Below are 21,063 nucleotides of genomic sequence, written 5' to 3' on the forward strand. Positions count from 1 at the left end.
GCCTAACCCACCCGCTCCCGCTCCCCCGCCGGCTCCCGCTTGGGGAAGAGCGTGTACGACGCCGCGATCACCGCGTTGACGCCGATCACGAACAGCATCTTCTGCTGCCACGCCCGCAGCGACCCGGTCTGCCCGTCCCCGCCGATGTACCAGATCGCCGCCTGGAGCAGCCCGATGGCGATGCCCGACGCCAGGATCCACAGCCCGGCGGTCTTCCACTCGTGCACCGCCCTGGCCGTCCCGTACTTCGGCGGACGCATCGGGGCGGGTCCGCCCGCGAAACGGTGGGCGAACCGGGCGTCGACCCACTTGATCGTGCGGTGGCCGAGCGCGACCGTGAAGCCGATGTAGACGGCGGCGAGCCCGTGCTTCCAGTCCGGCTCGGCGCCGTTCTTCAGGTCGACCGCCGTGACGACCAGGAGGACGACCTCCAGCAGCGGCTCCATGAGCAGCACGGCCGCCCCGGCGCGCGGCATCCGGGCCAGGTAGCGCAGGGCCAGGCCGCCGGCCAGCAGTACCCAGAAGCCGACTTCGCAGATGATGATCAGCGTGACGATCACGGTGTTCACTCTCCTCCCGTTGTCCCGTGGGGCTTCCCACCCTCCCGTCCCCGGGCGCCCGAATCGTCGTCGCCAGTGACGAACCCGCACTGCATCCTTCGATGTAGCCCCGGCTCACCCCGCACGGTGAGGACGCGCCGGTGCGCGCCGTGTTGGATGGTGACGTGACCCGCTTCCCCCGCCCCCATCGCGACGGCGTCCTGCTCGCCGTGATCGGCCTGCTCGGCGGAGTCCTGCTGTGGGCGCTCGGGCTGCACACCACCGCCGTCCGCGGCCTGCTGCCGTCCTGGGTGACGCTCGTACCGCTCGCCGTGACGGCCTGCCTGGAGCTGCTGCGCAGATCGCATCCCAGTACGGCCCTGATCCTCGGCACCGCGGCCGTGATCGCGGACCAGTTCACGCACGGGAACCTGGCGACGGTCCTCATGTACACGGACCTGACGTACGCGGCCGTGGTGTACGGAACACCCGGCGCGGCCCGCCGGATCCCGCTGATCACCGGCTTCGTCACCGTGGCCGTCACCTTCGCCGCGCTGGCCTGGCTGCGCGACCCCGAGGCGCTCCTCATCGGCGTCCTCACCGGCCTGGTGTCGTTCGCCCCCGCCGCCACCGGTGCCAGCCTGCGCAACCACCGGGAGGCGGCCGAGGCGGCCCGGCTGCGCGCCGAGCAGACCAGGCTGCTGGCGGAGATCGACCGCAACCAGGCCATCGCCGCCGAGCGCTCCAGGATGGCGCGCGAGCTGCACGACATGGTGGCCAACAACCTGTCCGCCATCGCCATCCACTCGACCGCCGCGCTGTCCATCGGGGAGCCGAAGGCGTCCCTGGACGCGCTCGCCGTCATCCGCGAGAACAGCGTCCAGGGCCTGTCCGAGATGCGCCGCCTCATCGGCCTGCTCCGCGACACCGGCGGCGACCGGGAGCCGGCCGTCGCGCCCTCGCTCGACGGACTCGACGCGCTCGTCGCCCAGGTCCGCACGGCCGGCGCCGACAGCGGACTGCTCTTCACGCTCGACGACAGCCGCGACCCGGGCGGCCGGCTGCCGGCCCCGGTCGAGATGGCCGCGTACCGGATCGTCCAGGAGTCGCTGACGAACGCGCTCAAGCACGCGTCCCCCGGCCCGGTCACCGTGACGCTCGCGCACACCGACCACACGCTGACCGTGGGGGTGAGCAGCCCGTACGGCGACCGGCCCGGCCCCCGCGCGCCCGGATCCGGCGCCGGCCTGGTGGGCATGCGGGAGCGGGTGACGCTGCTCGACGGGACGCTGGAGGCCGGCCCCGCCACGGCGGCGGACGGCACGAGCATCTGGCAGGTACGGGCGCTGCTGCCCGCGAAGGACGATACGGAGCCGCACTCATGACGATTCGCGTGCTGGTCGCGGAGGACCAGTCGGCGGTACGGGCGGGCCTGGTGCTCATCCTGAACAGCGCGGCGGACATCGAGGTCGTCGGGGAGGCGGCGGACGGCGAGGCGGCCGTCGCCATGGCCCGCGAACTGCGCCCGGACCTGGTGCTCATGGACGTGCAGATGCCCCGCCTCGACGGGGTGTCGGCGACCCGGCAGGTGGTGGCGGAGCGGCTCGCGGACGTACTGGTCCTGACGACCTTCGACCTCGACGCGTACGTCTTCGGGGCGCTGCGCGCGGGGGCGGCGGGCTTCCTGCTGAAGAACACGGAGGCCAAGGACCTGATCGAAGCGGTACGCACGGTGGCGCGCGGCGAGGGCCTGATCGCCCCCGCCGTCACCCGCCGGCTGATCGCCGAGTTCGCCGCGCCCGCGCCCGCGCGGCCGGCGGACGCGCCGGGGGCGGAGGTCCTGGAGTGCCTGACCCGGCGCGAGCGCGAGGTGCTGTCGTGTCTCGGCGGAGGGCAGTCGAACGCGGAGATCGCCCGGTCCCTGCACATGGCGGAGGCCACGGTGAAGACCCACGTGAGCCGTCTGCTGGGGAAGCTGGAGCTGCGCAGCCGGGTACAAGCCGCCGTGCTCGCTCGGGAGTTGGGGATCTGACCGAGGGGTGTCCCCCGGGTTACCCCCGGCGGGCCATCTCTGGTCCAGACCTCTTGACGATTGGTCCAGACCTTCCTACGCTCGCCGCACCGCAGTGGTGAGCGTGTCATGTCAAAAAGTGCTCGCCAAGCGGCGCAGGTCCCATCCCCGTTCCCCGCCGGACCTCTCTCTCGGGAGCACCCTTGAGTACACACACCCCCCTACGCACCCGCTTCAGAAACAGAGCGGCGGCCGGTCTCACCGCGCTGGTCGTCCCCCTCGCCGCCATGGTCGGCCTCGCCTCCCCCGCGCAGGCCGCCACGTCGGCGACCGCCTCGTACACCAAGGTCTCCGACTGGGGCACCGGCTTCGAGGGCAAGTGGACGGTGAAGAACACCGGAACCACCACCCTCAGCACCTGGACCGTGGAGTGGGACTTCCCCACCGGCACGGCCGTCACCTCCGCCTGGGACGCCGACGTCACCAACTCGGGCAACCACTGGACCGCCAAGAACAAGAGCTGGGCCGGCAACCTGGCCCCCGGCGCCAGCGTGTCCTTCGGCTTCAACGGCACCGGCTCCGGCTCCCCCAGCGGCTGCAAGCTCAACGGCGGCTCCTGCGACGGCGGTTCCGTTCCCGGCGACACCCCGCCGACCGCGCCCGGCACCCCCTCCGCGAGCAGCATCACGGACACCTCGGTGAAGCTGACGTGGACCGCGGCCACCGACGACAAGGGCGTCAAGAACTACGACGTGCTGCGCGACGGCGCCAAGGTCGCGACGGTCACCACCACGTCGTACTCGGACACCGGGCTCAGCGCGGGCACGGACTACTCGTACTCGGTGCAGGCCCGTGACACCGCCGACCAGACGGGCCCGGTCAGCGGCGCCCGCGCGGTCAAGACCACCGGCGGCGGCACCGACCCGGGCCCCGGCCCCGGCGACCAGGTCAAGCTCGGCTACTTCACCGAGTGGGGCATCTACGGACGCAACTACCACGTGAAGAACCTGGACACCTCGGGTTCCGCGGCGAAGATCACGCACATCAACTACTCGTTCGGCAATGTCCAGGGTGGCAAGTGCACCATGGGCGACAGCTTCGCGGCGATAGACAAGGCGTACACCGCCGACCAGAGCGTCGACGGCAAGGCCGACACCTGGGACCAGCCGCTGCGCGGCAACTTCAACCAGCTGCGCAAGCTCAAGGCGAAGTACCCGCACATCAAGGTGCTGTGGTCGTTCGGCGGCTGGACCTGGTCCGGCGGCTTCACCGAGGCGGTCAAGAACCCGGCGGCCTTCGCCGACTCCTGTTACAAGCTGGTGGAGGACCCGCGCTGGGCCGACGTCTTCGACGGCATCGACCTGGACTGGGAGTACCCGAACGCCTGCGGTCTGTCCTGCGACACCAGCGGCCCGGCCGCGTTCAAGAACATGATGCAGGCGATGCGCGGCAAGTTCGGCACGAACAACCTGGTCACCGCCGCCATCACCGCGGACGCCTCGGCCGGCGGCAAGATCGACGCCACCGACTACGCCGGCGCTGCCGCGTACTCCGACTGGTACAACGTGATGACGTACGACTTCTTCGGCGCCTGGGCGGCCAAGGGCCCGACGGCCCCGCACTCCCCGCTGACCTCGTACGCCGGCATCCCGCAGGCCGGCTTCAACTCGGCCGAGGCCATCGCGAAGCTCAAGGCCCAGGGCGTCCCCGCGAAGAAGCTGCTGCTCGGCATCGGCTTCTACGGGCGCGGCTGGACCGGCGTCACGCAGAAGGAGCCGGGCGGCACCGCGACCGGCGCCGCCGCCGGTACGTACGAGTCGGGCATCGAGGACTACAAGGTCCTCAAGACCAAGTGCCCGGCGAACGGCACCGTCGCCGGCACGGCCTACGCCCACTGCGGCACCGACTGGTGGAGCTACGACACCCCCGCCACCATCGGTACGAAGATGACCTGGGCGAAGGGCCAGGGCCTGGGCGGCGCCTTCTTCTGGGAGTTCAGCGGTGACACCGCCAACGGCGAACTGGTGACCGCGATCAACAACGGTCTGAAGTAGTAGAGAGCTGGAGCATAAAGGCTTGAAATAGTCGGGGGGACGGGCTGCGGCCCGTCCCCCCCGATCGTGTTGTGCCGGCTACGCCACGTTGACTCGCTGGCCCGGAGGCGCGGCCTCCAGCCAGGCGAGGAACCCGGTGAGGGCGTCCTCGCTCATCGCCAGCTCCAGCCGCGTGCCGCGGTGCGAGCACACCAGGATGCAGGCGTCGGACAGCAGCGCCAGCTCTTCCTCGCCCTCGGGTACGCGGCGCGAGAGCACCTCGATCGCCGAGCGCTCCAGGACGCGACGGGGGCGGGGGGCGTACGAGAAGACGCGGAACCAGTCGACGCGGTCGCCGCTGTAGCGGGCGACGCCGTACACCCATCCCTTGCCGGAGCGGTCGGGCTCCTCGGGGAGGTTCCAGCGCAGGCTGCAGTCGAAGGTGCCGCCGGAGCGCTGGATCAGCCGTCGGCGCAGTCCGAAGACGAACAGTCCCACCAGTACCAGCGCGACTACCGAGCCGCTCACGAGCAGAGCGAGGAACATCTCCACCGACCTCCTCGCATCATCCAGTGCCAGTACCAGTACAGAACAGAACTACCCGATGTATCGCTTCAGCCGCGACCCGCCCTGGAGAGTCCAGTACGGGCCGCGGCTGAGGTCAGAACTCGTCGTCGCGGGACTCAGTGTCCCGCAACCGCGCTCAGTCGGACGGCGGCGCGGCGCTCGGCGGCGGCATCGGCCTCCGCCTTCGCCCGCTCCAGCGCCCGCTCGGCGCGCGCGGGGTCGATCTCGTCGGCCAGCTCGGCGATCTCCGCGAGCAGAGAAAGCTTGTTGTCGGCGAACGAGATGAACCCGCCGTGCACCGCGGCGACGACGGTGCCGCCGTCGCTCGTACGGATGGTCACCGGGCCCGACTCCAGCACGCCAAGGAGGGGCTGGTGACCGGGCATGACGCCGATGTCGCCGGACGTGGTGCGCGCGACGACCAGGGTGGCCTCGCCGGACCAGACGTTACGGTCCGCCGCGACCAGCTCGACGTGCAGCTCAGCAGCCAAGGTGGCTCCTCGGGTCACCACCCGGCGGTTGTGCCGGGTGTTGGGTCAATTCTAGGGGGCGTACGGAGAGGGGCGGGACGTACCCACCCCTCTCCCACGAGTCACGTGGGTCACTTCGACCCACGCGGCTCACTGCGTTCAGGAGACGCCGAGCTCCTTGGCCTTGGCCTTGAGGTCGTCAATGCCACCGCACATGAAGAACGCCTGCTCGGGGAAGTGGTCGTAGTCGCCGTCGCAGATCGCGTTGAACGCGGCGATCGACTCGTCGAGCGGAACGTCCGAACCGTCCAGGCCGGTGAACTGCTTGGCGGCGTGGGTGTTCTGCGACAGGAAGCGCTCGACGCGACGGGCACGGTGGACAACGAGCTTGTCCTCCTCGCCCAGCTCGTCGATACCGAGGATCGCGATGATGTCCTGGAGGTCCTTGTACTTCTGCAGGATTCCCTTGACGCGGCTGGCCGCGTCGTAGTGGTCCTGCGTGATGTAGCGCGGGTCCAGGATGCGGGACGTCGAGTCCAGCGGGTCGACCGCCGGGTAGATGCCCTTCTCCGAGATCGGACGCGACAGAACGGTCGTCGCGTCCAGGTGGGCGAAGGTGGTCGCTGGCGCCGGGTCGGTCAGGTCGTCCGCGGGGACGTAGATCGCCTGCATCGAGGTGATCGAGTGACCACGCGTCGAGGTGATGCGCTCCTGGAGCACACCCATCTCGTCGGCCAGGGTCGGCTGGTAACCCACCGCGGACGGCATGCGGCCGAGCAGCGTGGAGACCTCGGAACCGGCCTGCGTGAAGCGGAAGATGTTGTCGATGAAGAGCAGCACGTCCTGCTTCTGCACATCGCGGAAGTACTCCGCCATGGTCAGGGCGGACAGGGCGACGCGCAGACGCGTGCCCGGCGGCTCGTCCATCTGGCCGAAGACCAGCGCGGTCTTGTCCAGAACACCCGAGTCGGTCATCTCGTCGATGAGGTCGTTGCCCTCACGCGTGCGCTCACCGACACCGGCGAACACCGAGACACCCTCGTGCAGCTTCGCCACACGCATGATCATTTCCTGGATGAGGACCGTCTTGCCGACGCCCGCACCACCGAACAGACCGATCTTTCCACCCTTGACGTACGGGGTGAGAAGGTCGACGACCTTCAGGCCGGTCTCGAACATCTCGGTCTTGGACTCGAGCTGGTCGAAGGCCGGGGCCTTGCGGTGGATCGGCCAGCGCTCGGTGATCTGAGCCTCGGCCTCCGGGTCGTTCAGGATCTGACCCAGGGTGTTGAACACCTTGCCCTTGGTGATGTCACCGACCGGGACGGTGATGCCCGCGCCCGTGTCGGTCACCGGGGCCTGGCGGACCAGGCCGTCGGTGGGCTGCATCGAGATCGCGCGGACGAGGCCCTCACCCAGGTGCTGGGCGACCTCGAGGGTCAGCAGCTTGCGCGCGCCCTCCTCGGCCGGGTCGTCAACGGAGACGTGCAGTGCGTTGTAGATCTCCGGCATCGCGTCGACGGGGAACTCCACGTCGACGACCGGGCCGATGACCCGGGCGACGCGGCCCGTGGCGGCGGCCGTCTCAACAGTGGTCGTCATTACTTGTCACTCCCCGCGGTCGCGTCGGCCAGAGCGCTGGCGCCACCGACGATCTCGCTGATTTCCTGGGTGATTTCGGCCTGGCGGGCCGCGTTGGCAAGCCGGGAGAGGCTCTTGATGAGATCCCCGGCGTTGTCGGTCGCCGACTTCATCGCACGACGACGGGCGGCGTGCTCGGAAGCGGCGGCCTGCAGCAGTGCGTTGTAGATACGGCTCTCGACGTAGCGCGGCAGCAGGGCGTCGAGGACGTCCTCCGCCGACGGCTCGAAGTCGAACAGCGGAAGGATCTCGCCCTTCGTGCCGTCCTCCTCCGCAGCCTTGTCGAGCGAGAGCGGCAGCATCCGGTTGTCCACCGGGTTCTGCGTCATCATCGACACGAATTCCGTGAAGACGATGTGCAGCTCGTCCACACCGCCCTCGGCCGTCTCCGTCTGGATGGCCTCGATCAGCGGTGCGGCAACCATCTTGGCGTCCGCGTAGGTCGGGCTGTCGGTGAAGCCGGTCCACGACTCCGCGACCTTGCGCTCGCGGAAGCCGTAGTAGGCGACACCCTTGCGGCCGACGATGTACGTGTCGACCTCCTTGCCCTCGCCGCTGAGCCGCTCACGGAGCCGCTCCGCCGCCTTGATGGCGTTGGAGGAGTAGCCGCCGGCCAGACCGCGGTCGCTCGTGACGAGCAGAACCGCGGCGCGGGTCGGCGCCTCGACCTCGGTGGTCAGGGCGTGCTGGGTGGTGGAGCCGGTCGCCACCGCGGTCACCGCACGGGTGAGCTCGGTCGCGTACGGCATCGACGCCGCCACCCTGCGCTGCGCCTTGACGATGCGCGAGGCGGCGATCATCTCCATCGCCTTGGTGATCTTCTTGGTCGCGGTGACGGCTTGGATGCGACGCTTGTAGACCCGGAGCTGCGCTCCCATGAGTCAGGTCCCTTCCGTCGTCACTTGGAGACGTTGACGGCCGGCGCGTCCTCGCCCAGGAGCTGCCCGTCCGAGGTCTCGAACTGGCGCTTGAAGGCCGCGATGGCATCGGCGACGGACTGCAGCGTGTCGTCCGACATCTTGCCGCCCTCGCGGATCGAGGTGAGGAGCTCCTTGCGCTCGCGGCGCAGGTGCTCCAGCAGCTCGCTCTCGAAGCGGCGGATGTCCTCGACCGGTACGTCGTCCATCTTGCCGGTGGTGCCGGCCCAGACGGAGACGACCTGCTCCTCGACCGGGAACGGCGCGTACTGCGGCTGCTTCAGCAGCTCGACCATGCGCTTGCCGCGCTCCAGCGACGCCTTCGAGGCCGCGTCCAGGTCGGAACCGAAGGCGGCGAACGCCTCCAGCTCGCGGTACTGGGCGAGGTCCACGCGCAGTCGGCCGGAAACCTGCTTCATGGCCTTGTGCTGGGCGGAGCCACCGACGCGGGAGACCGAGATACCGACGTTCAGCGCCGGGCGCTGGCCCGCGTTGAACAGGTCGGACTCAAGGAAGCACTGGCCGTCGGTGATGGAGATGACGTTGGTCGGGATGAACGCCGACACGTCGTTCGCCCGCGTCTCGACGATCGGGAGACCCGTCATCGAACCGGCGCCCATGTCGTCCGAGAGCTTCGCGCAGCGCTCGAGCAGACGCGAGTGCAGGTAGAAGACGTCGCCCGGGTAGGCCTCGCGGCCCGGCGGACGGCGCAGCAGCAGCGAAACGGAGCGGTAGGCGTCGGCCTGCTTCGACAGGTCGTCGAAGATGATCAGGACGTGCTTGCCGGCGTACATCCAGTGCTGGCCGATGGCCGAACCGGTGTACGGGGCGAGGTACTTGAAGCCGGCCGGGTCGGAAGCCGGGGCGGCGACGATCGTCGTGTACTCGAGCGCGCCCGCCTCCTCCAGCGCACCGCGTACGGACGCGATGGTGGAGCCCTTCTGGCCGATGGCGACGTAGATGCAGCGCACCTGCTTGTTCACGTCGCCCGAGCGCCAGTTGTCGCGCTGGTTGATGATCGTGTCGACGGCCAGAGCGGTCTTGCCGGTCTGACGGTCGCCAATGATCAGCTGACGCTGGCCACGGCCGATCGGCACCATCGCGTCGACGGCCTTGTAGCCGGTCTGCATCGGCTCGTGGACCGACTTGCGGACCATGACGCCGGGGGCCTGCAGCTCGAGGGCGCGACGGCTTTCGGTCGCGATCTCGCCGAGACCGTCGATCGGGTTGCCGAGCGGGTCGACGACGCGGCCGAGGTAGCCCTCGCCGACGCCGACGGAGAGCACCTCACCGGTGCGCTGCACCGGCTGGCCCTCCTCGATACCGCTGAACTCGCCGAGGACGATCGCACCGATCTCCCGCTCCTCAAGGTTGAGGGCGAGGCCGAGGGTGCCGTCCTCGAACTTCAGCAGCTCGTTCGCCATGGCCGAGGGAAGACCCTCGACCTTCGCGATGCCGTCGCCGGCAACGCTTACCGTTCCGACCTCCTCGCGCGAGGCCGCGTCCGGCTGGTACGACTGGACAAAGTTCTCCAGCGCGTCCCGGATCTCCTCCGGCCGGATCGTGAGCTCCGCCATCTGGGTTCCCTGCTCTCCTTGTTGGGCCCGAAGTTCTTGGGGGTCTGGGGGCCGTCCCCCAGGAATCTTCTGCAATCTCTGCACGGCCCAACCGGGCCGCTAGTGATACGTGTTCAGTTGGTGGCTGGTCAGCCGGCCATGCGACGGGTCGCCTCTTCGAGGCGGTCCGCGATGGTGCCGTTGATGACCTCGTCACCGATCTGTACCTGGATCCCGCCGAGGACCTCGGGGTCCACTTCGAGGTTCAGGTGCATCTGGCGTCCGTACAGCTTCGCCAGTGCGGCGCCGAGGCGCTGCTTCTGCTGATCGGTGAGCGGCACCGCCGTGGTGACGACGGCGACCATGCGGTCGCGGCGCGCCGCGGCGAGCTTGGACAGGGACTCGAGTCCCGCTTCCAGGCTACGTCCACGCGGCTGTGCCACGAGACGCACCACAAGACGCTCGGTGACCGGCTGGGCCTTGCCGCCGAGCAAGCTGCGCAGCAGCTCGCTCTTGGCGGACACCGACGCCGACCGGTCGGTCAGCGCGGCACGCAGCCCGGTGTCGGACGCGACGATCCGGCCGAACCGGAACACCTCGTCCTCCACGTCGTCGAGCACGCCTGCCTGCTGCGCCGCGGTGAGGTCGGCGGTGTCCGCCAGCTCCTCGATCGCGTCGACCAGGTCACGCGACCGCGACCAGCGGGTGCGGACCATGCCGGAGACCAGGTCGGCGGCTTCGCCACCCACCTGACCGCTCAGCAGTCGCGCGGCCAGCAGGGCCTTCGCCTCGCCGGCCTGCGCCGGGTCGGTGAGGACCCGACGCAGCGACACCTCGCGGTCGAGCAGCGCGGTGACGGCGGCCAGCTCGCCGGCGAGCTTCGCCGCGTCGACCGACGTGTTGTCGGTCAGCGCGTCGAGACGCTCACGTGCGGCGGCCAGTGCCTCGCGGCTCGCTCCGTTCATCGGGCGGCCTCGGCCTTCTCCTCGAGCTCGCTGAGGAAACGGTCGATCGTGCGGCTCTGCCGGGCGTGGTCCTCAAGGGACTCGCCGACGAGCTTGCCGGCCAGGTCGGTGGCGAGCTTGCCCACGTCCTGACGCAGCGACTGTGCGGCCTGCTTGCGGTCCGCCTCGATCTGGGCGTGGCCGGCGGCGATGATCTCGTCGCGCTGGCGCTGACCCTCTGCGCGAAGTTCTTCCTTCAGCACAGTGCCCTGTTCCAGCGCCTCCTGGCGCAGGCGGGCGGCCTCGTGGCGGGCCTCGGCGAGCTGAGCCTTGTACTGCTCAAGCACGCTCTGGGCCTCGGTCTGAGCTGCATCGGCCTTCTCGATGCCACCCTCGATCGCCTCGCGACGCTCGTCCAAGACCTTGTTGATGGCCGGGAGGAGCTTCTTGGCGAGGAAGAAGAAGACGACGGCGAAGGCGAGCAGCCCGACGACGAACTCTGGACCGGGCGGAATGAGGGGGTTCTGCTCCTCAGTCGCCGCCAATACCAGCGCGTTCACATCAGTGCCTTTCGTCGAATAGATCTACGGGGGTGAAAATCACGGACCGTAGACGAACGGCATGACGATGCCGATCAGGGCGAGCGCCTCACAGAAGGCGAAGCCGAGGATCTGGTTGGCGCGGATCAGGCCGGCAGCCTCGGGCTGGCGGGCCAGGGCCTGGGTGCCGTTACCGAAGATGATGCCGACGCCGACGCCGGGGCCGATGGCGGCGAGGCCGTAACCGATGGAGCCGAGGGAGCCGGTGACGGCAGCAAGGGTCTCAGTGGCAGCCATGCTGATTCTTCCTTCTCTGTACGGACCGGTGGGGGTTGGCCACCGGACGATGGGGGTTGTACTGGGCAGGCGCTGGTCAGTGGTGCTTGGCGAGCGCGCCCTGGATGTAGGTGCAGGCCAGGAGCACGAAGACGTACGCCTGCACAAGCTGCACGAAGAGCTCGAAGACGATCATGACCATGGTCATGACGAACGAGACGCCTGCGGCCGGGATCATCCAGCTGTTCAGCAGGTACCAGCTGGCGACGGTGAACATCACGAGCAGGAGGTGACCGGCGAACATGTTCGCGAACAGTCGGACCATGTGCGTGAACGGCCGGACGAGCACGTTGGAGAAGAACTCGATGACCATGACGAGCGGCAGCACCGGGCCGAGCGACTTGTCGTAGCCGGTGACGTTCTTGAGGGCGCCGACGAAACCGTGCGTGCGGAACGTCAGAGACATCCAGAGCACGTAGACGATGAGCGCCAGGGCGGCCGGGAAGGCGATGACCGAGCTCACCGGGAACTGCATGAGCGGGATGACCGACCAGATGTTCATGATCCAGATGAAGAAGAACAGCGACACCATCAGTGGCACGTACTTCTCACCGTCCCTCTTGCCGAGGGTCTCGTAGACGATGCCGCGGCGTACGAAGTCGTAGCCCGCCTCGCCGATCATCTGAAGCTTGCCCGGCACGAGCTTGGGCTTGCTGAACGCCGCCCAGAAGAAGCCGACGACCAGGACGGTCGAAATCAGCGCCAGAAGCATCGGCTTGTTGAACTCGTAGCCACCGACGGTGAACATCGGCTTGAAGAGAAAGGAGTGCAGGCCCGGGGCCGGGAATCCACAGCCGTTGTCGGCGAGGATGCGGCAGCTCCAATCGAAGGCGAGCGTCGTCTTTTCAGCACTCACCGCGGGCTCCTTCAGCGTGGCGCATAGGTACGGCAACCTCGTTGTGTCGGCGCGGCAAGCGGCCGCGGTTCGGCACTGGACTGGTGTAACGGATGTGGGGGCGGCTGTCAGGCATTGAGCCTCGCGATGGAACAGGCGTCAGCTCGGATGCCCGCGCCCGCAGTGCCGCAGTTGGCACCGGACGATAGCAGGATCTCGAACGCGCCTTTATACCGGCCCTACCCTTCACGACGAAGACCCCGAGTTCTTCGGCTTCTTCGCCTCGGAGGATTCCGGTTCGACGTAAAGGATCTTGGCCTTCATGTGCGCACGCGCCTGAGCGGCGATCCACACAAGGGTCGTCGCGACCAATGTGATGGCGAACGCCTTGGGGTTGAACAGGGTGGTGTCCTTGAACAGCGCCACGAAGATGAACAGCAGCAGCAACTGGGCGGTGTAGAGCATCAGCCCCATCGCCTGGAAAAGCTGCGGAAGCGACTTCGCGGTCCGCTGGAGTACGACGAGACCCACGCCCATGAAGAGGATCACCACCAGCGTCGCGACCACGGCTCCGAGCGCTCCTTCGCCGCCCGCGACCACAGCGCTGACGGCGGCGGCGATCGCGCCGGCGGCAGCGGTGGGTACGGCGGTCTGGAGGAGACTCCGGACGTCGTTGGACGGCATGGCGGCAGCTCCGCTTGCTGGTGGGGGCAGTAGGTGTCGTCATGGACGAGCGTAAGCCGGGACCGAGGTGTCACCTCGCACCCGAAAAGCCGTCGCACTGCGGCTCCTCGGCTCTGTCGCCGGGTCTCGTGAACGGTATCACAAACTATTTGATGAGGTCTTTACCAAGAGGTGTGCCCACTGTCACACATGAGAGTGACAGCGCCCGTCTGTGCGCGACAGGCCGAGAGTTTGTCTGGTATTGGGACCTGGCGCGGCGAATCGTCAGCGCGGCGTTCCGGCCTTACGCCGCTCGGGGAAGCGCGATCGGGGCCCGATGGCCGTCGCTCCGTTGACGCCCGCCGGCAGCGGGGTGCGCTCCTGCGGTTCCTCTTCCGCCCCGTCGGCCTCGTCCGCCACGACCGCCTCCTGCGTCTCGCGTTCCAGCGCGGAGTACGTCCTTCCGCTCCTGCGGTAGCGGGGCGGGATGAAGGACTCCGCCCATCGCGGGGCGCGGGGTGTGAAGCGCGGGAGCAGCAGGAGCACCAGGCCGACGGCGCTGAGCGCGACGATGCCGAGCACGATCCACATGCTGGCCGAGTGCACCGAGTACGCGACGGCGCCGAAGGCGATCAGCGCGGACCAGAAGTACATGATCAGGACGGCCCTGCTGTGCGAGTGCCCGATCTCCAGCAGCCGGTGGTGCAGGTGGCCGCGGTCCGCGGCGAACGGCGACTTGCCCTGCCAGGTACGGCGCACGATCGCCAGCAGCAGGTCCGCGACGGGGATCGCGATGATCGTCAGCGGCAGCAGCAGCGGGATGAAGACCGGCAGCATCGCGTGGGTGACATCGCGCGTGCTGGCCCCCGGGAAGAGCTTCATGGCGTCCGGGTCCACCTGGCCGGTGACCGAGATCGCGCCGGCCGCCAGGACCAGGCCGATCAGCATCGAGCCGGAGTCGCCCATGAAGATCCTGGCCGGATGCATGTTGTGCGGGAGGAATCCCATGCACATGCCCATCAGGATCGCGGCGAAGAGGGTGGCGGGGGCCGCTTCCTCGATGCCGTAGCCGTACCAGATGCGGTACGCGTACATGAAGAACGCCGCCGAGGCGATGCAGACCATGCCGGCGGCCAGGCCGTCGAGCCCGTCGACGAAGTTCACCGCGTTGATGGTGATCACCACGAGGGCGACGGTGAGGAGGTTGCCCTGCCAGGCGGTCACCGAGACCGGGCCGACACCGGGCACCGGGAGCCACAGGATCGTCAGGCCCTGCGCGACCATCACGCCGGCGGCGATGAACTGGCCGCCCAGCTTGATCAGCGCGTCGATCTCGAACTTGTCGTCCAGTACGCCGATGAGCCAGATCACCGCGGCACCGGACAGCAGCGCACGCGGCTCGTTCGACAGCTCGAAGACGCTGCTGAGGTTCTGCAGGTGGTCCGCCACCAGCAGACCGGCGCACAGGCCGCCGAACATCGCGATGCCACCGAGCCGCGGAGTCGGCTCCCGGTGCACGTCACGGGCCCGGATCTCCGGCATCGCGCCGGTGGCGATGGCGAACTTCCGCACCGGTCCGGTCAGCAGATAAGTCACCGCCGCCGTAACGCAGAGCGTCAGCAGGTATTCACGCACGGGCAGCCCCACAGGTATCGCCGGCCATCTCAGCCCCACACCCTAGCTTCGCGGCCACATGCTCCAGGACATTCGGGTACCGGTCGATGGTTGCACGGCACGTTCTCAGCCGGGATACGGGGGGAAGTTCCCGGCCAGATCCCGTGCCTCAGCGGCCACCTTGCGGCCCTCGCCGCGCAGGGCCGACGCGAAGAATTCCGCGATGCGGGCCATCTCGGGCTCGCGCATGCCCTGGGTCGTGACGGCCGCCGTGCCGAGTCGGATGCCGCGCTCGTCGCCGTACGGCAGGGCGCAGCAGTCCACCACCAGGCCGGCCGCCGCCAGCAGGCCGCGGGCCGCGCGGCCCTCCACGCCCAGCGGCGACGGATCCGCGGTGATCAGGTGGGTGTCCGTGCCGCCGGTGGTGACGGCGAAGCCCCGCGCCGTCAGGGCGTCGGCGAGGGCGCGGGCGTTGGCGACGACCTGGTGGACGTACGTGCCGAAGGCGGGGGCCGCCGCCTCGCCGAACGCGACCGCCTTGGCGGCCACCGAGTGCATCTGGGCGCCGCCCTGGGTGAAGGGGAAGACCGCCCGGTCGATGCGCTGCGCGAGCTCCGCGCCGCACAGCAGCATGCCGCCGCGCGGGCCGCGCAGCACCTTGTGCGTGGTGGCGCACACGACGTCCGCGTACGGAACGGGACTGGGGGCCGCTCCCCCGGCGACCAGGCCGATGGGGTGGGCGGCGTCCGCGATGAGGTAGGCGCCGGCCTCGTCGGCGATCTCGCGGAAGGCCGCGTAGTCGGGGTGCCTGGGGTACGCGATGGAGCCGACGACGATGGCCCTGGGCCGGTGCGTACGGGCGAGGAGGCGTACCTGGTCGTAGTCGATGAGGCCGGACTCGTGGTCGACGCCGTAGCCGATGAAGTCGAACCAGCGGCCGGAGAAGTTGGCCGGGGACCCGTGGGTGAGGTGTCCCCCGTACGGGAGACCCATCGCCAGGACGGTGTCACCCGGGCGCAGGAGCGCGGCGTAGGCGGCGAGGACGGCGGCGGAGCCGGAGTGCGGCTGCACGTTGGCGTGCTCGGCGCCGAAGAGGCGCGCGGCGCGGTCGATCGCGATGCGTTCGGCGACGTCGACGAGTTCGCAGCCGCCGTGGTGGCGGGCGCCGGGGTAGCCCTCGGCGTACTTGTTGGCGAGCGGGGAGCCGAGGGCCGCGAGGACGGCGGGCGAGCAGTAGTTCTCGGCGGCGATCAGCTGGAGGCCGGTGGCCTCACGGCCCATCTCGCCGAGGACGACGTCGGCGATCTCGGGGTCCTGGCGGCTCAGCGCTTCGAAGCCGGCCCCGAGGACGGCGTGCTCGCGCTGGGGGGATGAGGCGGTGACCGGCATGGCTGGCTCCGGGCCTGGCGGAGGGGTGGGGCCCCTCCAATGTAGGACGGCCCGGGGCGAGGCGCCCGGCGTACGGCGTCAGGTGCGTGTCGGGGTGCCCGTCAGTGCCGTCACCACGGGGTCCAGCGCCGTGTTGATCTCGTCGCCGATCGAGCGGAAGAAGGTGATGGGAGCGCCGTACGGGTCGTACACCTCGTCGGCCTCGACGCTCGGGGCGAGCAGCCAGCCGCGGAGGGCCGCCGCGGCCCGTACGAGGGCCCTCGCGCGCTCCACCACGCCGTCCTGGAGGGGATCGGGCAGCGTCGCCGGGTCGATGGCCCGTACGAGCCGCGTGAACTCCTTGAGCGTGAAGGTGCGCAGGCCCGCCGAGTGGCCCATCGAGATGACCTGCGCGCGGTGGTCGCGCGTCGCGGTCAGGACGAGGTCGGCGCGGATGACGTGCTCGTCGAGGAGCTCGCGTCCGGTGAAGCCCGCCGCGTCCGCGCCGAAGTCGGCGAGGACGGCGGCGGCGTTCGCCTCCATGGGAGCGCCCTCGTGCCCCCAGGTCCCCGCGCTCTCGACGACGAGGCCGCGGGTGAGCGGGTCGCCGAGGCGGGAGCTGAGGGCATGGCGGGTCAGCCGCTCGGTGATCGGCGAGCGGCAGACGTTGCCGGTGCTGACGTGGAGGATACGGAAGGTCTGCCCGGGTATACCTTCGGCTGTGCCACGCCCGTCAAGGGCGGTCAACTGGCCACCTCGAGGTCGGGTACGACCTTGCGCAGTTCCTCTGCGTCGAGTGCGCCGGCCCGCAGCAGGACGGGGACCTTCCCGGTGACGTCGACGATCGACGACGGGACGATGCCCGGCGTCGGACCGCCGTCGAGGTACACGGAGACGGAGTCGCCGAGCATGGCCTGGGCGGCGTCGCAGTCCTCCGGCGCGGGGTGTCCCGTGAGGTTGGCGCTGGAGACGGCCATCGGGCCGAACTCGGTCAGCAGCTCGATCGCGACCGGGTGCAGGGGCATGCGGACGGCGACCGTGCCGCGCGTCTCGCCCAGGTCCCACTGGAGGGACGGCTGGTGCCGCGCGACGAGGGTCAGCGCGCCCGGCCAGAACGCGTCGACGAGCTCCCACGCCTGCTCGGAGAAGTCGGTGACCAGCCCGTGCAGGGTGTTCGGGGAGCCGATGAGGACGGGGGTGGGCATGTTGCGCCCGCGTCCCTTGGCCTCCAGGAGGTCGCCGACGGCCTCGGCGCTGAAGGCGTCGGCTCCGATGCCGTAGACGGTGTCGGTCGGGAGGACGACCAGCTCGCCACGGCGGACGGCGGCCGCGGCTTCACGAAGACCGGTCGTGCGGTCCGTCGCGTCGTTGCAGTCGTATCGCCGTGCCATTTAACGGGCCTCCTCGTGCGGGAACTGGTTTCTGCGGCCGGCGGTCACGGCATGGCCTTGCGGGCGGTCGCGAAGCGGGGCCGGTTGTTGAGGTCGGGGTGGTCGGCCGCGTCGGCCCAGCCACGTTCCTCGGTGAAGATCCACGGCACCTGGCCGCCCTGGGTGTCGGCGTGCTCGATCACGACGACGCCGCCGGGGCGCAGCAGGCGGTGGGCGGTCCGCTCGATGTGGCGGATCAGGTCGAGGCCGTCCTCGCCGGAGAAGAGGGCCATCTCCGGGTCGTGGTCGCGGGCCTCGGGGGCGACGTACTCCCACTCGGTGAGCGGGATGTACGGCGGGTTGGAGACGACGAGGTCCACCTGGCCGTCGAGCTCGGGAAGCGCGTCCCGGGCGTCGCCCTGGTGGATGGTGACGCGCGAGCCCTCGGCGTTCTTGCGGGTCCACTTGATGGCGTCGTCGGACAGCTCGACGCCGTGCACACGCGAGCGCGGGACCTCCTGGGCCATGGCGAGGGCGATGGCGCCGGAGCCGGTGCACAGGTCGACGATGAGCGGCTCGACGACGTCCATGGCGCGTACGGCGTCTATGGCCCAGCCGACGACGGACTCGGTCTCCGGGCGCGGGACGAAGACGCCGGGGCCGACCTGGAGCTCCAGGAAGCGGAAGAAGGCGCGTCCGGTGATGTGCTGCAACGGTTCGCGGGCCTCGCGGCGCGCGATCGTCTCCCAGTAGCGGGCGTCGAAGTCCGCGTCCTTGACGTTGTGCAGCTCCCCCCGCTTGACGCCGTGCACGAACGCGGCGAGCTCCTCCGCGTCGAACCGCGGTGAGGGCACGCCGGCGTCGGCCAGCCGCTGGGTGGCCTGGGCCACCTCGGCGAGCAGCAGATTCATCCCGGTCCTCCGGCTTGCAGGGGGCTTACTAAATTTGCTGGCTTACTGACTTTCCTGGGCCGCCGCGAGCTTCGCGGCGGAGTCGGCGTCGACGCATGCCTGGATCACCGCGTCCAGGTCGCCGTCGAGCACCTGGTCCAAGTTGTACGCCTTGAAGCCCACGCGGTGGTCCGAGATCCGGTTTTCCGGGAAGTTGTACGTACGGATCTTCTCCGAGCGGTCAACCGTGCGGACCTGGCTGCGGCGGACGTCGGAGGCTTCCTGCTCGGCGGCCTCCTGGGCGGCGGCGAGGAGCCGCGAGCGCAGGATGCGCATGGCCTGCTCCTTGTTCTGGAGCTGGCTCTTCTCGTTCTGGCAGGAGGCGACGACGCCGGTCGGCAGGTGCGTGATGCGGACCGCGGAGTCGGTGGTGTTGACGGACTGGCCGCCGGGGCCCGACGACCGGTAGACGTCGATGCGCAGGTCGTTGGCGTGGATCTCCACGTCGACCTCCTCCGCCTCCGGGGTGACCAGCACGCCGGCCGCGGAGGTGTGGATGCGGCCCTGGGACTCGGTGGAGGGCACGCGCTGCACGCGGTGCACGCCGCCCTCGTACTTCATCCGCGCCCAGACGCCCTGGCCGGGCTCGGTGGCCCCGTTGCCGCCCTTGGTCTTCACGGCGACCTGGACGTCCTTGTAGCCGCCCAGCTCGGACTCGGTGGCGTCGATGATCTCGGTCTTCCAGCCGACGCGCTCCGCGTACCGCAGGTACATGCGCAGCAGGTCGCCGGCGAACAGGGCCGACTCGTCGCCGCCCGCGCCCGCCTTGACCTCGAGGATGACGTCCTTGTCGTCGCTGGGGTCGCGCGGGACGAGGAGTAGCCGCAGCTTCTCGGTGAGCTCGGCCTGCTGCTTCTCCAGCAGCTTGAGCTCGGCCGCGAAGTCCGGGTCGTCGTGCGCGTATTCGCGTGCCGTGACGATGTCCTCGCCGGTCTGCTTCCAGGCCCGGTACGTCCCGATGATCGGGGTCAGTTCGGCGTAGCGCTTGTTCAGCCTGCGCGCGTTCGCCTGGTCGGCGTGGACCGAGGGATCGGCCAGCTTCTTCTCGAGATCGGCGTGCTCACCGATCAGATCCTCGACCGCCTCGAACATCTTCGGGCTCCTGGGTTGCAAAACGAAAAGGGAAGTGCGGACTGTGCGTCACGACAAAGCGCCGGTCCTTGCCGCCCCGGTACGGGACGGCCGAGGACCGGCGCATTGGCTCGCTACTTCGCGGCGGCAGCCTTGCCGAAGCGGGCCTCGAAGCGGGCCACGCGGCCACCGGTGTCGAGGATCTTCTGCTTGCCCGTGTAGAACGGGTGGCACTCGGAGCAGACCTCGGCACGGACGGAGCCGCTGGAGATCGTGCTGCGGGTGGTGAACGAGGCGCCACAGGTACAGCTGACCTGGGTCTCGACGTACTCGGGGTGGATTTCGCGCTTCAAGGTGTCTCCTAGTTTCGGGAGGGCGCCGGGTCGCACGCGCGGATTGCGCGTACGTGAACCGGGGCCGACGTACCAGTCTGCCAGCACTGGCCGCATCTCCCAAAACCGGGGACCGGCCGGAACTATTCCCGGCCCGCTAGGAGCTTCGAAGGACCTTCCCCGCGTCGCCCTTGTCGCCCGCCGAGTCCTTGGTCGCGGAGGCCGGCACGGGCTCGTCCCGCCGCAGCGCGTCCCACACCTGCTTCGCCTGGCGCTGGAGCGGCAGGACGCGGTTGGGGTCGGCCGGGTCGTACTGCACCGGCAGCGTCACCATGTTCATGTCGCCGGCGCCGATGCCCTTGAGGCCGCGTGCGAAGCTCGTCAGCTCCTTCACGGAGGCGAGGTCGGAGTCGGTGGTGACGGCCTTGGTGGCGCTGTCGGCCAGGCCGTACAGCTTCTTCGGGCTGGTGAGGACGCCGACGTCCTTCACCTGGTCGATCAGCGCCTTCATGAACGCCTGCTGGAGCTGGATGCGGCCGAGGTCGCTGCCGTCGCCGACGCTCTTGCGGGTCCGTACGAGGCCCAGCGACTGCTCGCCGTCGAGGGTGTGCGTGCCCGGCTTCAGGTGCAGGTGGCTCTTGCCGTCGTCGATCGCCTGCCGGGTGGTGATCTCCACCCCGCCCAGCTCGTCGATGAGCTTCTTGAAGCCGGTGAAGTCGACCTCGACGTAGTGGTCCATGCGGATGCCGGACATCTTCTCGACGGTCTTCACCGCGCAGGCCGGGCCGCCCACCTCGTACGCCGTGTTGAACATCCGGTGGGTGCCGCCCGGGACGGTGCCGCCGCCGCTGTCCGAGGCGCACGCGGGGCGGTCGATCAGGGTGTCGCGCGGTATGGAGACGACACTGGCCTTCTTCCGGCCCTCGTACACGTGCATGACCATCGCCGTGTCGGAGCGGGCGCCGCCCTGGTCCTCGCCGTACTCGGCGTTGTCACCGGAGCGGGAGTCGGAGCCGAGGACCAGGATGTCCAGGGAGCCGTTGTCGACGTCGTCGGGGCGGTCGCCGCCGAGCTGGGTGTTGATGTCAACGCCCTTGAGATTGCCGTTGAGTTGGAAGTACGCGAGACCGAGGCCGCCGCCGCCCAGCGCGACGACGCCCGCGGCGGCCCACGCGGTGACCGTCAGCGCCTTCGGACGGCCGCCGGGCTCCGGGGCCTTCCGGCGTCTGCCGGTGCCCCGTATTCGGCTGCTCCTGCTCTGCTGCTCGGCCATGTTCTCCCCAGCTCGTCGGTTCCGGTACCTCCGG

General features: G+C 69.5%; 22 protein-coding genes. 3 read left to right on the forward strand and 19 right to left on the reverse strand.

Annotation, left to right across the window (positions count from 1 at the left end):
* Window positions 1–2: 2 nt before the first annotated feature.
* Window positions 3–560 (reverse strand): hypothetical protein, encoded by a 558-nt coding sequence (locus ACWGH0_RS10035; protein ID WP_453403678.1) that lies wholly within the window; start codon window positions 558–560, stop codon window positions 3–5.
* Window positions 561–724: 164 nt separating this feature from the next.
* On the opposite strand from ACWGH0_RS10035, the gene ACWGH0_RS10040 reads away from it, so the two are divergent.
* The 3 genes from ACWGH0_RS10040 to ACWGH0_RS10050 all read left to right on the forward strand — a co-directional run bounded on the left by ACWGH0_RS10040 (window position 725) and on the right by ACWGH0_RS10050 (window position 4,604).
* Window positions 725–1,924 (forward strand): sensor histidine kinase, encoded by a 1,200-nt coding sequence (locus tag ACWGH0_RS10040; protein WP_453403679.1) that lies wholly within the window; start codon window positions 725–727, stop codon window positions 1,922–1,924.
* Window positions 1,921–2,571, forward strand: coding sequence for a response regulator (locus ACWGH0_RS10045; RefSeq protein ID WP_453403680.1), 651 nt, complete (start codon window positions 1,921–1,923; stop codon window positions 2,569–2,571). The genes ACWGH0_RS10040 and ACWGH0_RS10045 overlap by 4 nt, the downstream gene beginning before the upstream one ends.
* Window positions 2,572–2,753: 182 nt before the next feature.
* The gene (locus tag ACWGH0_RS10050; RefSeq protein ID WP_453403681.1) at window positions 2,754–4,604 is read left to right on the forward strand and encodes a glycosyl hydrolase family 18 protein; all 1,851 of its coding nucleotides are present in this window, start codon (window positions 2,754–2,756) and stop codon (window positions 4,602–4,604) included.
* A gap of 78 nt (window positions 4,605–4,682) precedes the next feature.
* On the opposite strand, the gene ACWGH0_RS10055 is transcribed toward ACWGH0_RS10050, so the two are convergent.
* From ACWGH0_RS10055 to ACWGH0_RS10140, 18 genes are all read right to left on the reverse strand, one after another.
* On the reverse strand, window positions 4,683–5,129 hold the full coding sequence (locus ACWGH0_RS10055) for a DUF2550 domain-containing protein (protein WP_453403682.1): 447 nt from the start codon (window positions 5,127–5,129) through the stop codon (window positions 4,683–4,685).
* Between the two features lie 137 nt (window positions 5,130–5,266).
* Window positions 5,267–5,641: a F0F1 ATP synthase subunit epsilon gene (locus tag ACWGH0_RS10060; protein ID WP_069926908.1), complete on the reverse strand. Its 375-nt coding sequence runs from the start codon at window positions 5,639–5,641 to the stop codon at window positions 5,267–5,269.
* Window positions 5,642–5,779: 138 nt separating this feature from the next.
* Complete coding sequence (gene atpD, locus ACWGH0_RS10065; protein ID WP_452804829.1) at window positions 5,780–7,222, reverse strand: F0F1 ATP synthase subunit beta; 1,443 nt, start codon at window positions 7,220–7,222, stop codon at window positions 5,780–5,782.
* A complete protein-coding gene (locus ACWGH0_RS10070; RefSeq protein WP_453403683.1) occupies window positions 7,222–8,139 on the reverse strand; it encodes a F0F1 ATP synthase subunit gamma in 918 nt (305 codons plus the stop codon). The genes atpD and ACWGH0_RS10070 overlap by 1 nt, the downstream gene beginning before the upstream one ends.
* 20 nt (window positions 8,140–8,159) lie before the next feature.
* On the reverse strand, window positions 8,160–9,755 hold the full coding sequence (gene atpA / locus ACWGH0_RS10075) for a F0F1 ATP synthase subunit alpha (protein WP_138900247.1): 1,596 nt from the start codon (window positions 9,753–9,755) through the stop codon (window positions 8,160–8,162).
* A 128-nt stretch (window positions 9,756–9,883) separates the two neighbouring features.
* Window positions 9,884–10,699 (reverse strand): F0F1 ATP synthase subunit delta, encoded by an 816-nt coding sequence (locus tag ACWGH0_RS10080; RefSeq protein WP_453403684.1) that lies wholly within the window; start codon window positions 10,697–10,699, stop codon window positions 9,884–9,886.
* A complete protein-coding gene (locus ACWGH0_RS10085; protein WP_453403685.1) occupies window positions 10,696–11,238 on the reverse strand; it encodes a F0F1 ATP synthase subunit B in 543 nt (180 codons plus the stop codon). The genes ACWGH0_RS10080 and ACWGH0_RS10085 overlap by 4 nt, the downstream gene beginning before the upstream one ends.
* Before the next feature lie 39 nt (window positions 11,239–11,277).
* On the reverse strand, window positions 11,278–11,514 hold the full coding sequence (atpE, locus tag ACWGH0_RS10090; protein ID WP_344492866.1) for an ATP synthase F0 subunit C: 237 nt from the start codon (window positions 11,512–11,514) through the stop codon (window positions 11,278–11,280).
* 76 nt (window positions 11,515–11,590) lie between these two features.
* The gene (gene atpB, locus ACWGH0_RS10095) at window positions 11,591–12,409 is read right to left on the reverse strand and encodes a F0F1 ATP synthase subunit A (protein WP_344492868.1); all 819 of its coding nucleotides are present in this window, start codon (window positions 12,407–12,409) and stop codon (window positions 11,591–11,593) included.
* 225 nt (window positions 12,410–12,634) lie between these two features.
* The gene (locus ACWGH0_RS10100; RefSeq protein ID WP_453403686.1) at window positions 12,635–13,072 is read right to left on the reverse strand and encodes a hypothetical protein; all 438 of its coding nucleotides are present in this window, start codon (window positions 13,070–13,072) and stop codon (window positions 12,635–12,637) included.
* 264 nt (window positions 13,073–13,336) lie between these two features.
* Window positions 13,337–14,686 carry an MraY family glycosyltransferase gene (locus tag ACWGH0_RS10105; protein WP_453403687.1) on the reverse strand — a complete coding sequence of 450 codons (1,350 nt, stop codon included), beginning with the start codon at window positions 14,684–14,686 and terminating at the stop codon, window positions 13,337–13,339.
* 105 nt (window positions 14,687–14,791) lie between these two features.
* A complete protein-coding gene (locus ACWGH0_RS10110) occupies window positions 14,792–16,054 on the reverse strand; it encodes a serine hydroxymethyltransferase (RefSeq protein ID WP_453403688.1) in 1,263 nt (420 codons plus the stop codon).
* A 78-nt stretch (window positions 16,055–16,132) separates the two neighbouring features.
* On the reverse strand, window positions 16,133–16,780 hold the full coding sequence (locus tag ACWGH0_RS10115) for an arsenate reductase/protein-tyrosine-phosphatase family protein (protein WP_453403689.1): 648 nt from the start codon (window positions 16,778–16,780) through the stop codon (window positions 16,133–16,135).
* A complete protein-coding gene (locus ACWGH0_RS10120) occupies window positions 16,777–17,424 on the reverse strand; it encodes an L-threonylcarbamoyladenylate synthase (RefSeq protein WP_453403690.1) in 648 nt (215 codons plus the stop codon). Before ACWGH0_RS10120 ends, ACWGH0_RS10115 begins: the two co-directional genes overlap by 4 nt.
* 44 nt (window positions 17,425–17,468) lie before the next feature.
* On the reverse strand, window positions 17,469–18,314 hold the full coding sequence (prmC, locus tag ACWGH0_RS10125; protein ID WP_138900238.1) for a peptide chain release factor N(5)-glutamine methyltransferase: 846 nt from the start codon (window positions 18,312–18,314) through the stop codon (window positions 17,469–17,471).
* A gap of 42 nt (window positions 18,315–18,356) precedes the next feature.
* Complete coding sequence (gene prfA / locus ACWGH0_RS10130) at window positions 18,357–19,445, reverse strand: peptide chain release factor 1 (RefSeq protein WP_453403691.1); 1,089 nt, start codon at window positions 19,443–19,445, stop codon at window positions 18,357–18,359.
* 113 nt (window positions 19,446–19,558) lie between these two features.
* A complete protein-coding gene (gene rpmE, locus ACWGH0_RS10135) occupies window positions 19,559–19,777 on the reverse strand; it encodes a 50S ribosomal protein L31 (protein WP_453403692.1) in 219 nt (72 codons plus the stop codon).
* 136 nt (window positions 19,778–19,913) lie between these two features.
* Window positions 19,914–21,029 (reverse strand): LCP family protein, encoded by a 1,116-nt coding sequence (locus tag ACWGH0_RS10140; RefSeq protein WP_453403693.1) that lies wholly within the window; start codon window positions 21,027–21,029, stop codon window positions 19,914–19,916.
* Window positions 21,030–21,063 lie beyond the last annotated feature (34 nt).

Source organism: Streptomyces sp. NPDC054887 (genome assembly GCF_053610585.1).

Excerpts from the sequence above, each read along its gene's own strand:
- ACWGH0_RS10100 (WP_453403686.1), bottom strand. The coding sequence starts at position 13,072 with ATGCCGTCCAACGACGTCCGGAGTCTCCTCCAGACCGCCGTACCCACC.
- atpE (WP_344492866.1), bottom strand. The coding sequence starts at position 11,514 with ATGGCTGCCACTGAGACCCTTGCTGCCGTCACCGGCTCCCTCGGCTCC.
- ACWGH0_RS10120 (WP_453403690.1), bottom strand. The coding sequence starts at position 17,424 with ATGGCACGGCGATACGACTGCAACGACGCGACGGACCGCACGACCGGT.
- atpA (WP_138900247.1), bottom strand. The coding sequence starts at position 9,755 with ATGGCGGAGCTCACGATCCGGCCGGAGGAGATCCGGGACGCGCTGGAG.
- ACWGH0_RS10070 (WP_453403683.1), bottom strand. The coding sequence starts at position 8,139 with ATGGGAGCGCAGCTCCGGGTCTACAAGCGTCGCATCCAAGCCGTCACC.
- prmC (WP_138900238.1), bottom strand. The coding sequence starts at position 18,314 with ATGAATCTGCTGCTCGCCGAGGTGGCCCAGGCCACCCAGCGGCTGGCC.
- ACWGH0_RS10045 (WP_453403680.1), top strand. The coding sequence starts at position 1,921 with ATGACGATTCGCGTGCTGGTCGCGGAGGACCAGTCGGCGGTACGGGCG.
- ACWGH0_RS10080 (WP_453403684.1), bottom strand. The coding sequence starts at position 10,699 with ATGAACGGAGCGAGCCGCGAGGCACTGGCCGCCGCACGTGAGCGTCTC.
- ACWGH0_RS10110 (WP_453403688.1), bottom strand. The coding sequence starts at position 16,054 with ATGCCGGTCACCGCCTCATCCCCCCAGCGCGAGCACGCCGTCCTCGGG.
- ACWGH0_RS10055 (WP_453403682.1), bottom strand. The coding sequence starts at position 5,129 with ATGTTCCTCGCTCTGCTCGTGAGCGGCTCGGTAGTCGCGCTGGTACTG.
- prfA (WP_453403691.1), bottom strand. The coding sequence starts at position 19,445 with ATGTTCGAGGCGGTCGAGGATCTGATCGGTGAGCACGCCGATCTCGAG.
- atpD (WP_452804829.1), bottom strand. The coding sequence starts at position 7,222 with ATGACGACCACTGTTGAGACGGCCGCCGCCACGGGCCGCGTCGCCCGG.
- ACWGH0_RS10140 (WP_453403693.1), bottom strand. The coding sequence starts at position 21,029 with ATGGCCGAGCAGCAGAGCAGGAGCAGCCGAATACGGGGCACCGGCAGA.